Annotated in this window: 10 protein-coding genes and 1 other annotated feature; all 10 genes read left to right on the forward strand. The window is 38.4% G+C overall.

Annotated elements, in window-relative coordinates:
* The 10 genes from MHI57_RS15540 (at position 1) to cysS (ending at position 12,823) form a co-directional block, all read left to right on the forward strand.
* Positions 1 to 1,080 carry a protein arginine kinase gene (locus tag MHI57_RS15540; RefSeq protein WP_340977145.1) on the forward strand — a complete coding sequence of 360 codons (1,080 nt, stop codon included), beginning with the start codon at positions 1 to 3 and terminating at the stop codon, positions 1,078 to 1,080.
* 6 nt (positions 1,081 to 1,086) lie between these two features.
* Positions 1,087 to 3,531, forward strand: a complete 2,445-nt coding sequence (clpC, locus tag MHI57_RS15545) for an ATP-dependent protease ATP-binding subunit ClpC (RefSeq protein ID WP_328200188.1) — start codon at positions 1,087 to 1,089, stop codon at positions 3,529 to 3,531.
* A 159-nt stretch (positions 3,532 to 3,690) separates the two neighbouring features.
* Complete coding sequence (gene radA / locus MHI57_RS15550) at positions 3,691 to 5,070, forward strand: DNA repair protein RadA (RefSeq protein WP_095371250.1); 1,380 nt, start codon at positions 3,691 to 3,693, stop codon at positions 5,068 to 5,070.
* 4 nt (positions 5,071 to 5,074) lie between these two features.
* Entirely contained in the window at positions 5,075 to 6,148 is a 1,074-nt protein-coding gene (disA, locus tag MHI57_RS15555; protein ID WP_095371249.1) for a DNA integrity scanning diadenylate cyclase DisA, read from the forward strand.
* A 217-nt stretch (positions 6,149 to 6,365) separates the two neighbouring features.
* Complete coding sequence (locus MHI57_RS15560) at positions 6,366 to 7,448, forward strand: PIN/TRAM domain-containing protein (RefSeq protein WP_095371248.1); 1,083 nt, start codon at positions 6,366 to 6,368, stop codon at positions 7,446 to 7,448.
* Positions 7,449 to 7,535: 87 nt separating this feature from the next.
* Positions 7,536 to 8,225 (forward strand): 2-C-methyl-D-erythritol 4-phosphate cytidylyltransferase, encoded by a 690-nt coding sequence (gene ispD, locus MHI57_RS15565; protein WP_340977150.1) that lies wholly within the window; start codon positions 7,536 to 7,538, stop codon positions 8,223 to 8,225.
* A 13-nt stretch (positions 8,226 to 8,238) separates the two neighbouring features.
* Positions 8,239 to 8,718 (forward strand): 2-C-methyl-D-erythritol 2,4-cyclodiphosphate synthase, encoded by a 480-nt coding sequence (gene ispF, locus MHI57_RS15570; RefSeq protein WP_095371246.1) that lies wholly within the window; start codon positions 8,239 to 8,241, stop codon positions 8,716 to 8,718.
* A 154-nt stretch (positions 8,719 to 8,872) separates the two neighbouring features.
* Complete coding sequence (gene gltX / locus MHI57_RS15575; RefSeq protein WP_322910604.1) at positions 8,873 to 10,330, forward strand: glutamate--tRNA ligase; 1,458 nt, start codon at positions 8,873 to 8,875, stop codon at positions 10,328 to 10,330.
* Positions 10,331 to 10,397: 67 nt separating this feature from the next.
* Positions 10,398 to 10,623: a binding site (T-box leader), on the forward strand.
* A gap of 148 nt (positions 10,624 to 10,771) precedes the next feature.
* Positions 10,772 to 11,422: a serine O-acetyltransferase gene (cysE, locus tag MHI57_RS15580; RefSeq protein WP_095371244.1), complete on the forward strand. Its 651-nt coding sequence runs from the start codon at positions 10,772 to 10,774 to the stop codon at positions 11,420 to 11,422.
* Complete coding sequence (cysS, locus tag MHI57_RS15585; RefSeq protein ID WP_095371243.1) at positions 11,423 to 12,823, forward strand: cysteine--tRNA ligase; 1,401 nt, start codon at positions 11,423 to 11,425, stop codon at positions 12,821 to 12,823.
* Positions 12,824 to 12,826 lie beyond the last annotated feature (3 nt).

Consider the following 12,826-nt stretch of genomic DNA (forward strand, 5'->3'; position numbering starts at 1 on the left):
TTGTCTTTAGAAAGGTTTATCAATCAGGCTGTCAGCTCTTGGATGAGTGCAGAAGGTCCTGATTCTGATATCGTACTTAGTTCTAGAATTCGTTTAGCTCGCAATATTAAACAGGTTAATTTTCCAACAATCTTTTCCCATGATGAAGCTAAACGTGTGATAGAGATCATTAAAGCAAGAATGGAAAAATCGACTTTTGATACTTATGGTGACTTTTCGTTATTGCAAATGGATGATTTACAACCATTGCAAAAAAGGGTGCTGATGGAAAAACATTTGATTAGTCCTCATTTAGCAGAAAACGCTAGTCATGGTGCCTGCCTACTTACTGAAAATGAAGAGGTTAGCATTATGTTGAATGAAGAAGATCATATACGTATACAGTGTTTATTTCCAGGCTTCCAATTATCAGAAGCATTAGAAGTTGCAAACCAAATTGATGATTGGTTAGAAACTGAGATTGATTATGCATATGATGAACAGGTAGGGTATTTAACTAGTTGCCCAACGAATGTCGGTACAGGTCTCAGAGCATCTGTCATGATGCATTTACCAGGATTAGTATTAACTCATCAAATGAATAGAATCATTCCAGCAATTAACCAACTTGGATTAGTTGTTAGAGGAATTTATGGAGAAGGTAGCGAAGCATTAGGTAATATCTTTCAAGTTTCTAACCAAATCACATTAGGGAAATCAGAAGAAGATATTGCTGAGGATTTAAAAAGTGTTGTGGAGCAATTAATTTCGCAGGAAAGGTCAGCAAGAGAAGCATTAGCGAAAACCTCTAACATACAATTAGAAGATAGAGTCTTCAGATCCTATGGTATTTTATCTAATAGCCGAATCATTGAATCAAAAGAAGCGGCTAGATGTTTATCGGATGTTCGCCTTGGAATAGACATGGACTATATACAAGGCATATCAAAAAATATATTAAATGAATTAATGGTTTTAACGCAACCAGGATTTTTACAGCAATATGCTGGAGGCCAATTACGACCGTTTGAACGGGATATTCGTAGAGCTTCTCTTATTCGAGAAAGATTAAAAATGGAAGATCAAGAGTTGGGAGGATGATGATAGATGATGTTTGGACGTTTTACTGAGAGAGCACAAAAAGTATTAGCATTAGCACAGGAAGAAGCCATTCGCTTAGGACATAACAATATTGGGACTGAGCATATACTTCTAGGGTTAGTAAGTGAAGGTGAAGGAATTGCCGCTAAAGCACTTTATGCCTTAGGTCTAGGTTCAGAAAAAATTCAAACGGAAGTTGAAAATCTAATAGGTAGAGGGCAAGAGGCCTCCCAAACACCGCATTATACACCAAGAGCAAAAAAAGTAATTGAATTATCAATGGATGAAGCAAGAAAATTGGGCCATTCCTATGTGGGAACTGAGCACATTTTACTTGGTTTAATTAGAGAAGGTGAGGGTGTAGCTGCAAGAGTACTTAATAACCTTGGCGTAAGTTTAAATAAGGCAAGACAGCAAGTACTACAATTACTTGGTAGTAGCGAGTCTAACGGGCATCAAGGCAGCTCTTCAGCCAATGCAAATACACCAACACTAGATGGTTTAGCGAGAGATTTAACTGCCATTGCACGTGAAGGAAGCTTAGATCCAGTTATTGGACGTAGTAAAGAGATTCAACGTGTAATTGAAGTATTAAGCAGAAGAACAAAAAATAACCCCGTATTAATTGGAGAACCTGGTGTGGGTAAGACTGCGATAGCAGAAGGCCTAGCTCAACAGATCATAAATAATGAAGTGCCGGAGACGCTACGTGATAAACGTGTAATGACTTTAGATATGGGTACGGTAGTTGCAGGTACTAAATACCGTGGTGAATTTGAGGATCGCTTGAAGAAAGTGATGGACGAAATTCGTCAGGCGGGCAACATTATTTTGTTCATCGATGAATTGCATACATTAATTGGTGCTGGTGGAGCAGAAGGTGCGATTGATGCATCAAATATTCTAAAGCCATCACTTGCGCGTGGAGAGCTACAGTGTATTGGAGCGACGACGCTAGATGAGTATCGCAAATATATTGAGAAGGATGCAGCGCTTGAGCGTAGGTTCCAACCAATTACGGTTGATGAGCCGACTGCAGATGAGTCCGTACAAATTTTAAAAGGACTACGTGACCGTTATGAAGCCCATCACCGTGTGACAATTACGGATCAAGCCATCGATGCGGCAGTTAAATTATCAGATCGTTATATCTCTGATCGTTTCTTACCAGATAAAGCGATTGATTTAATTGATGAAGCAGGCTCAAAAGTTCGCCTACGTTCTTATACAACGCCTCCGAATCTCAAGGAGTTAGAAGTTAAATTAGAAGATGTAAGAAAAGAAAAGGATGCAGCTGTTCAAAGTCAAGAGTTTGAGAAAGCAGCATCTTTAAGAGACAATGAACAAAGATTAAGAGAAAAGTTAGAAGAAACTAAGAAAACATGGAAAGAAAAGCAAGGGAAAGAAAATAGTGAAGTGACGGTAGAGGATATTGCCAATGTCGTTTCTAACTGGACAGGAATTCCAGTTACTAAATTGGCACAAACTGAGACCGACAAACTATTGAATTTAGAAGAAATCTTACATTCGCGCGTAATTGGCCAAGAGGAAGCAGTAAAGGCGATCTCTAAAGCAGTTAGACGGGCAAGAGCCGGTCTTAAAGATCCGAAGAGACCAATTGGTTCTTTCGTTTTCCTAGGGCCAACAGGTGTGGGTAAGACAGAACTTGCTCGTGCCTTAGCTGAAGCGATGTTCGGTGATGAGGAAGCGATGATTCGCATCGATATGTCTGAGTATATGGAGAAACACTCCACATCTAGATTAGTTGGTTCACCTCCAGGTTATGTTGGATTTGAAGAAGGAGGCCAATTAACTGAGAAAGTACGTAGAAAACCGTATTCAGTTGTTTTATTAGATGAAATTGAGAAAGCCCATCCGGATGTATTTAACATTCTTCTGCAAGTCTTGGAAGATGGACGGTTAACAGATTCTAAAGGACGTACAGTCGATTTCCGAAACACGGTGCTTATCATGACGTCAAATGTTGGTGCCGAAGCACTTAAGCGTAATAAATATGTAGGCTTCAATATTCAAGATGATGAGCATGATTACAAAGATATGAAAGGTAAGGTTATGGAGGAATTGAAAAAGGCCTTCAGACCTGAATTCTTAAACCGTATCGATGAGATTATTGTCTTCCATGCATTAGAAAGAAAGCATCTGCAAGAGATTGTTACACTCATGTCCGATGCCTTAACGAACCGTTTAAAAGAACAGGATATTACATTATCCCTATCTGAATCTGCTAAGGTAAAAATCTCAGAAGAAGGCTACGATCCAGAGTATGGTGCAAGACCGCTTAGAAGAGCGATCCAAAAGCATATTGAAGATCGCTTATCTGAGGAATTATTAAGAGGAAAAGTGCTTACTGGTCAAGAAGTAGTAATCGATGTTGAGGAAGGCGAATTTGTCGTAAAAACAGCCGAACCAACTGGCACTGCCCAAAAATAATGAAATGTTAGAGAGAAGGTACACGCTAATCAATAGTGTGTACCTTTTTTGATAACAACAAATTTTCTTCCAATTATATGTTAACCTTTGAATACAAACGATTCCATTGATATAGTAAGAAATATAAATGTGTTGTACGAAAGAGAAGGAGAATGAAGATTGGCGAAAAGAAAATCAAAATTCATATGTCAAGAATGTGGTTATGAATCGGCAAAGTGGATGGGGAAATGTCCCGGATGCGGTGTATGGAATAAAATGACGGAAGAGATAGAGAAACCTGCTAACTCGAGAAGAGGGGCTTTTGCACATACACAAGAGACAACGATTAGAGCAAAAGCGACTCCGATTCCAAAAATTGAAACAGTCAATGAGCCACGTATTTATACGGAAATGAAAGAGTTAAATCGAGTCCTTGGTGGTGGGGTTGTTAGAGGATCTCTCGTTTTAATAGGTGGAGATCCTGGGATTGGAAAATCAACACTACTGTTGCAAGTTTCTTCACAATTATCTAATAAACAGCATTCTGTACTTTATATTTCTGGAGAAGAGTCGATAAGACAAACGAAGCTACGAGCTGACAGATTAAATATTTCATCAGAACATCTACTTGTTTATGCAGAGACAAGCTTAGAAGAGATTAGTCAAACGATTGATGAGGTGAAGCCGGAGTTTGTTATTATTGACTCCATTCAAACTATTTATCACCCGGAAGTGACCTCGGCCCCTGGTAGTGTTTCACAGGTAAGAGAGTGTACGGCTGAGCTTATGAGAATCGGGAAAACGAAAGGGATTGCGATCTTTATTGTTGGACATGTAACGAAAGAAGGATCGATCGCCGGTCCTAGGTTGCTGGAACATATGGTGGATACGGTGCTTTATTTTGAAGGGGAAAGGCATCACACGTATCGAATTTTAAGAGCAGTCAAAAACCGATTTGGTTCTACGAATGAAATGGGTATATTTGAAATGAAAGAATTAGGTTTAGAAGAAGTGGCAAACCCATCAGAGATTTTTTTAGAAGAACGATCACAAGGAGCAGCGGGTTCAACTGTTGTGGCTTCAATGGAAGGAACTCGGCCCGTTCTTGTAGAAATACAAGCATTAATATCCCCTACGAGTTTTGGTAACCCAAGAAGGATGGCAACAGGGATTGATCATAACCGTGTGCCGCTATTAATGGCGGTATTAGAGAAACGGGTCGGTATGTTGTTACAAAATCAAGATGCGTATTTGAAGGTTGCTGGAGGGGTAAAACTAGATGAGCCAGCAATTGATTTGGCAGTTGCAGTTAGTATCGCATCAAGCTTTCGGGACAAGCCAACAAGAGCAACAGATTGCATTATCGGTGAGGTGGGCCTCACTGGAGAAATAAGAAGAGTTTCAAGAATTGAACAGCGAGTCCAGGAGGCTGCGAAACTAGGATTTGAGCGTATTATTTTACCAGCGAATAATTTGAGCGGCTGGACAGGTCCTAAAAATGTTCAATTGATTGGCGTTCACTCGGTTAGTGAAGCACTTGAAGCTGCATTAGGAGGGTAAGCATATGGATTCAAAGAAACAAAGTGAAATTACAATCAGCGAATTATTGAAATTTTTAGCACCAGGGACACCCCTACGTGCAGGTATAGATAATGTATTAAGAGCAAACACGGGTGGGTTAATTGTTCTTTGTTCTAAGGAGCAGATTGCCAGTTTAGTGGATGGGGGCTTCCAAATTAATTGCCCTTTTTCGCCAAACTATTTATATGAGCTAGCGAAGATGGATGGGGCTATTATTCTCAATCAAGAAGGAAATAAAATCCTTATTGCCAACGCCCAACTCGCACCAGATTCGAGTATTCCTTCCTCTGAGACAGGGATGCGACATCGGACAGCAGAACGGGTGGCGAAACAAACAGGTGCGCTTGTTATTGCTGTTTCACAACGCCGTAATGTCATTACTTTATATAAAGGGGCTTCTCGTTATTCACTAAAGGATATTGGAGTTATATTAACAAAGGCTAATGTGGCAGTCACAACATTAGAGAAATATAAAGTTGTTCTTGAGCAAAGTATATCGAATTTAGGTATTCTCGAATTTGAAGAACAGGTGACCTATAATGATGTGTTAAATGTTATGCATAATATAGAAATGCTGTTAAGAATTAAAAATGAGTTACTAACTTATTTAAGCGAGTTAGGGACAGAAGGACGTCTCATTCGTTTACAAATGAATGAGTTATTGATTGAAATGGAAAGAGAATCAGAATTCGTTATTATGGATTATGCTAATGATCGTGATATTAGGGCAAAGGAAGCGCTTCAAAAGCTTCAAGAGTTATCAAAAGGTGAGACTTTAGAAGACTCAGTTATCATGAAATTACTAGGCTTTCATGGCTATATTCATACCGAAGAAGTCATTCATCCTAGAGGGATTCGGGTGCTGCATAAGGTGCCGCGATTACCACCTATTATTATTGATAACCTCGTTGATCGCTTTGAGGAACTGAGGTATATAGCGGCAGCTTCTATTGAAGAATTAGATGAGGTAGAAGGTATAGGAGAGGTACGGGCTAGGAAGATTGACGAAGGCCTCAAGCTTATACAAGACCAATTTTTTTCTGACCGACATTTATAAATACCATTGAACTACTATTCACCTTATGATAGAATAGGTAGTTTATCATTTGACATTCCCTTACTTACGGTGCTAGTCTAAGAGTATTCATAACCGTTTGATCTATCCTTTTATTTAGTTTACTGCAATAATTTTTTGTTTATAATATAAAATTTTCCAATATTGTGCGTTTTTTATTTTTGGAATTTGTTAATAATGAATAAAAGGAGGTGAGGGAATGTTAAAGAGAATTGTACAAGTCTGTTTCCTTATATTTGGGATCACATTAGGGATCTTTGTGATACCAGAATTACTAATTTTAGTCAGTTTAGATGACATTCCATTATTAAATAATCCTTATGTTTCCGCCATTTTAGGAGCTATTATTTTCTATCTTTTAACATTTTGGGCGGTTGACCATGTTGTCAATTTCATTAAATGGACAGAAGAATCGATTGTAAAGGTGCCAATTACCGATATTATATTTGGTAGTGTTGGACTGGTGTTTGGTCTTGTTGTCGCGTTTTTACTTGGTTATGGATTGTCGACACTCGAGATACCGGTATTAAATACTGTTGCTCCTATCGTCTTAACACTGTTATTTGGATATTTAGGTTTTCAAGTTGGATTTAAAAAACGAGATGAATTACTCAATCTTTTTACAAACAAAAAGAAAAAGTTAACTGAAGAAGAAGATAGTCAATCTGATGTGAATAAGCTTAAAATATTGGATACAAGTGTTATTATCGATGGTCGAGTAGCTGATATTTGTCAAACAGGGTTTTTAGAAGGAACAATTGTTATTCCTCGTTTTGTCTTAGAAGAATTACAGCATATTGCCGATTCTTCTGATGTGTTAAAAAGAAATCGGGGCCGCCGCGGTTTAGACATTCTCAACCGTATTCAAAGTGAGCTATCTATAAAGGTAGAAATTTACGAAGGTAATTTTGAAGAAATACAAGAAGTGGATAGTAAGCTAGTGAAATTAGCGAAATTAACTAACGGTGTGGTTGTAACCAATGATTTCAACCTGAATAAGGTATGCGAGCTACAGAAAGTCGCAGTTCTAAATATTAATGATCTGGCGAATGCTGTGAAGCCGGTTGTGCTTCCGGGAGAAGAAATGAAAGTTCAGGTCATTAAGGACGGAAAAGAACAAAATCAAGGGATTGCCTACTTAGACGATGGCACAATGATTGTCGTAGAAGAAGGTAGAAATTATATTGGCAAGCATATTGATGTAGTAGTGACAAGTGTATTGCAAACATCTGCGGGTAGAATGATTTTCGCTAAACCAAAACTTTTAGAAAAAGCATTATAATTATAGTATAGAAGAAGCAGAAGAGGGGGCCGTAAATTGGCTCTTTTCTTCCGCTTTTTATGCTGATTAAGGGAGTTAGAAGAAAATATGGGGTATAGAGTCGTCATCCCTGCAGCGGGGCAAGGGAAGAGAATGGGTGCTTCAAAAAATAAACTGTTGCTAGAACTAAGAGGGGTACCTATTTTTATACATACATTGCGCGTTTTCCAACGAGACTCCGCATGTGAAGGGATTTATTTAGCTATTAATCCTGCTGAGGAAAAGGAGATACGTGCGTTAATCGCTAAGCATGGGGTGGATAAGGTAAGGGCGTATATCGGTGGTGGACAGGAAAGGCAGCATAGCATTAGTCATGTGATACGTGAGTTAACAGGTGAAGGGATTGTGTTGGTACATGATGCCGCTCGACCTTTTGTTGAACAAGAGCATATCGATCAACTTGTATCTCAAGCTCAGTTCAATGATGGCGCCATTTTAGCCGTTCCCGTGAAGGATACGATAAAAAAGGGACGTGATGGATTAGTCGAGGGAACAATTGATCGAACGAGTCTATGGTCTGTGCAAACCCCTCAAGCTTTTAAGCTTAGTATTTTACAAGCGGCATATGAGAAAGCGCAAAAGGACCAATTTGTAGGGACTGATGATGCAAGCTTGGTGGAGAGAGTACATAATAAGATTGCTTTTGTACAAGGGAATTACGATAATATAAAACTAACAACGCCTGAGGACCTATATTTTGCTGAGGCGATTTTAAATAAAAGAGATGACTTTATCTAAAGGAGAAGATAATATGTTTCGCATTGGTCAAGGATTTGATGTACATCAATTAGTTGAAGGACGACCACTGATTATGGGTGGGGTTACGATTCCATATGAATTAGGATTACTTGGACATTCAGATGCGGATGTTTTATTACATACAGTGTCAGATGCCTGTTTAGGTGCAATTGGTGAAGGTGATATTGGTAAGCACTTCCCTGATACAGACCCAGACTTTAAAGATGCGGATTCAGCTAAACTGATGCAACATGTGTGGCAATTGGTAAAAGAAAAGGGTTATGAACTTGTGAATGCAGACTGTACTATTATTGCTCAAAAACCAAAAATGGCTCCTTATATTCCTGCTATAAGAGAAAGAATAGCGGAATTGTTAGAATCAGAAGTAGAGAACATTAACGTGAAAGCCACAACAACGGAAAAACTAGGATTTACAGGCAGAGGCGAAGGAATTGCTGCTCAAGTGGTTGTGTTGTTGAAGAAAAGTGCCTAGTCGGTTATTTACGGACTTTGACAACTTACAGTAGGATGATAAAATAAAGGGTGCTATTCATATTCAATTTTTGATAAAAAAGATGGATCGTCAGGTGGCTTATATAGCAATCAGCGGTTTTTCGAAATAGAACCGATTTTGAAGGAGGATCATCATGTCAAGTGATATTCGTGTACGCTATGCACCAAGTCCAACGGGACATTTACATATTGGTAATGCGCGTACAGCTTTGTTTAATTATTTATTTGCTCGTAGTAAAAATGGTAAATTCATCATTCGTATAGAAGATACAGATAAAAAACGTAATATTGAGGGCGGAGAAGAGAGTCAATTAAAATACTTACAATGGCTTGGTATAGACTGGGATGAAAGTATCGATAAAGATGGTGGATACGGCCCGTACCGTCAATCAGAAAGAAACGAAATTTACAAAAAGTATTATCAACAGTTACTTGATAGCGGACAAGCTTATAAGTGTTATTGTACGGAAGAAGAGTTAGAAGCTGAACGTGAGGCGCAAATGGCTAAAGGTGAAATGCCGATTTACTCAGGAAAGTGCAGACATTTATCAGATGATGATCGCCAACAACTCGAAGCTGAAGGAAGAAAACCAAGTATTCGTTTTCTTGTCCCACAAGGAAAAGTGTATGCATTCAATGATATGGTTAAAGGAGAAGTGTCATTTGAGTCAGATGGCATTGGTGATCATGTAATTGTTAAAAAAGACGGGACACCGACATATAATTTTGCTGTAGCCATAGATGATTATTTAATGAAAATCTCTCATGTATTACGTGGAGATGATCATATTTCAAATACACCTAAACAAATTATGATTTATGAGGCACTTGGCTTCCAAGTACCTGTATTTGGTCATATGACGCTAATAGTGAATGAAAGTCGTAAAAAATTAAGTAAACGTGATGAGTCAATCATTCAATTCATTGAACAATACGAAGAGCTAGGTTACTTGCCTGAAGCCTTGTTTAACTTTATCGCTTTACTTGGTTGGTCTCCGAGTGGAGAGGAAGAATTATTCTCCAAAGAAGAGCTAATTGAAATCTTTGATGAGTCAAGGTTATCTAAGTCACCGGCTTTATTCGATATGCAGAAGCTTGCTCATATTAATGCGCAGTACATGAAAAAGTTAGATGGTGACCAGTTACTTGATTTAACGTTACCTCATTTTAAAAAAGCAGGCAAAGTAGGAGATAATCCTTCTGACGATGAGTTACAATGGTTAAAGAAATTAGTGTTGTTGCTACAAGAGAAAATGAGTTATGGTGCGCAAGTAATTGAACTAAGTGAATTATTCTTTGTTCAGGATATCGAAGTTGAACCAGAAGCAAGCGAAGTTTTAGCTGAAGAGCAAGTACCGGAAGTGTTGACTGCTTTCTTACATGAAGTAGAGGCGCTTGAGGTATTTGAAGCTGATCAAATAAAGGCGGCAATGAAGTCAGTACAGAAAGCGACAGGACATAAAGGGAAAAAATTATTTATGCCGATTCGCTCAGCAACAACGGGGCAGACACATGGCCCAGACCTACCGAAAGCAATGGAGTTATTAGGTAGGGAAACTGTAAAAATTCGCCTACAGCGTATTTTAGGTTAACATATCGGTAAAAATATAATATAGTATAGAATATTAACGTATAAATCTTTAGAAAATCATTATAGATGCTAAATCATTGAAGAGGAAAAGTAAGAGTAATGACTGTTTATTAGAGAAAACCATCATCGGCTGAAAGTGGTTTAAACCTCTCATTCTCTGAAGTGCCCCTCTGAGTCCTGTTTCGAACCTTTATAGTAGAAATAGGCGGTTACCTTCCCGTTAACGAGGCAGAGTTGGAGCTTTTATTATATGAAAGCTTAAACAGAGTGGAACCGCGTGTAAACGTCTCTGTCTATTTTAGACAGGGGCGTTTTTTATTTATAGATATGTTATTTGTTTTCTGGTGATAAGGACCCACCCAAAGAGAGAGTGTAATCACTGTTACTTTTGTTGTTTTTATTATACGAGAAAAATGCTATTTAAAGACTGGAGGGAGAGAGCATGTTTAAAAGAATGAAGGAAGATATAGATGTTGTGTTTGAACAGGATCCTGCCGCAAGAAGTGTTTTTGAAGTAGTGTTAACCTACTCAGGATTACATGCGATTTGGAATCATCGCATTGCACACAGTCTTTATAAAAATAAATTTTTCTTCCTTGCAAGGTTGGTTTCACAAATTAGTCGTTTTTTTACTGGGATAGAAATACACCCTGGGGCGAAAATAGGCCGTCGATTTTTTATTGATCACGGGATGGGTGTTGTTATTGGCGAGACATGCGAGATTGGAGATAATGTTACTGTCTATCAAGGTGTAACACTTGGGGGGACAGGGAAAGAAAAAGGCAAGAGACATCCAACGATTAAGGATAATGCTCTTATTGCTACAGGGGCAAAAGTGCTTGGATCCATTACAATTGGGGAAAACTCAAAAATAGGTGCCGGCTCAGTTGTTTTACATGAAGTGCCACCTAATTCAACGGTTGTTGGTATACCTGGTAAGGTAAAAATCCAAGATGGCGTCAAAGTAACGAAAGATTTAAATCATACAGACTTACCAGATCCCATTTCTGATCGCTTTAAAGAGCTAGAAAATGAGTTAGAGCGCGTGAAAAAAGAGTTTGAACAACTGAAAGCTGAAAGGAGCCACTCATAAATGGCGATTCAATTATATAATACGTTAACAAGAAAAAAAGAGCCGTTTATCCCGTTAGAAGAGGGTAAAGTAAAGATGTATGTTTGCGGACCTACTGTATACAATTATATTCATATAGGAAATGCTCGCCCTGCAATTGTGTTCGATACAGTGAGGAGATATTTGGAGTATCGCGGATATGATGTGAATTTTGTGTCAAATTTCACAGATGTCGATGATAAATTAATCCGCACGGCCAAAGAACTAGGTGAAGACGTGCCGGAAATTGCGGAGAGATTTATTGAAGCGTATTTTGAAGATGTATCGGCATTAGGTTGCAAAAAAGCAGACACACACCCGAGAGTAACGGAAAATATGGATACGATTATTGATTTTATCCAAGCGCTGATTGATAAAGGTTTTGCCTATGAATCAGAAGGAGATGTGTACTACCATACACGAAAGTTTGAAGAGTATGGAAAGCTTTCTCATCAATCGATTGATGAGTTAAAGTTAGGCAATCGAATTGCTGTTGGTGAGAAGAAGAAAGACGCACTTGATTTCGTCCTTTGGAAAGCGGCGAAGGAAGGTGAGATTAAATGGGATAGTCCTTGGGGGGCAGGTCGCCCAGGGTGGCATATTGAATGCTCCGCTATGGCTCGTAAATATCTAGGTGACACGATTGATATTCATGCTGGAGGACAAGATTTATCATTTCCTCACCATGAGAATGAAATAGCACAGTCAGAGGCAGTGACAGGTAAAACTTTCGCTCGTTACTGGATGCATAATGGCTATATTAATATTGATAACGAAAAAATGTCTAAATCACTCGGTAATTTCGTCTTGGTACACGATATTATTAAGAAGCACAATCCGCAAGTGTTAAGGTTCTTCATGTTAGCAGTGCATTATCGTAATCAAATTAACTATAATGAAGAATTGCTGGAAAATACAAAAGCGGGTTATGAGCGTATTAAAGCATCGTATGAGAATTTAAAGCATCGTAAAGAGGCGAGTAGTGAGTTAACAGAAAATAACCAAGAATGGTTAGAGAAAATTGGTGATTTACAAAAGCAATTCATCACAGATATGGATGATGATTTTAACACGGCGAATGCCATCTCTGTTGTATTTGAATTATCAAAACAAGCGAATTATTATTTGATGGAAAAGAATACGTCCACTGCTGTAATCGATGCATTTATGACTCAATTCGAGGATTTCTTCGGTGTGCTTGGACTATCATTAGAGGATGAGCTACAGCTGTTAGATGAGGAAGTGGATCAATTGATAGCCGATCGGATTCAAGCAAGAAAAGATCGCAATTTCCAATTAGCTGATCAAATTCGTGATCAATTAAAAGAAATGAATATTATTCTTGAGGATACAGCTCAAGGAACAAGATGGAAAAGAGGATAAGAG

The sequence above is a fragment of the Cytobacillus sp. FSL K6-0129 genome, assembly GCF_038007625.1.
GTDB lineage: Bacteria > Bacillota > Bacilli > Bacillales > Cytobacillaceae > Cytobacillus > Cytobacillus kochii.

Bases quoted from the DNA above. Each gene is read 5' to 3' on its own strand.
- clpC (WP_328200188.1), top strand. From the start codon at position 1,087: ATGATGTTTGGACGTTTTACTGAGAGAGCACAAAAAGTATTAGCATTA.
- disA (WP_095371249.1), top strand. From the start codon at position 5,075: ATGGATTCAAAGAAACAAAGTGAAATTACAATCAGCGAATTATTGAAA.
- MHI57_RS15560 (WP_095371248.1), top strand. From the start codon at position 6,366: ATGTTAAAGAGAATTGTACAAGTCTGTTTCCTTATATTTGGGATCACA.
- ispD (WP_340977150.1), top strand. From the start codon at position 7,536: ATGGGGTATAGAGTCGTCATCCCTGCAGCGGGGCAAGGGAAGAGAATG.
- ispF (WP_095371246.1), top strand. From the start codon at position 8,239: ATGTTTCGCATTGGTCAAGGATTTGATGTACATCAATTAGTTGAAGGA.
- gltX (WP_322910604.1), top strand. From the start codon at position 8,873: ATGTCAAGTGATATTCGTGTACGCTATGCACCAAGTCCAACGGGACAT.
- cysE (WP_095371244.1), top strand. From the start codon at position 10,772: ATGTTTAAAAGAATGAAGGAAGATATAGATGTTGTGTTTGAACAGGAT.
- cysS (WP_095371243.1), top strand. From the start codon at position 11,423: ATGGCGATTCAATTATATAATACGTTAACAAGAAAAAAAGAGCCGTTT.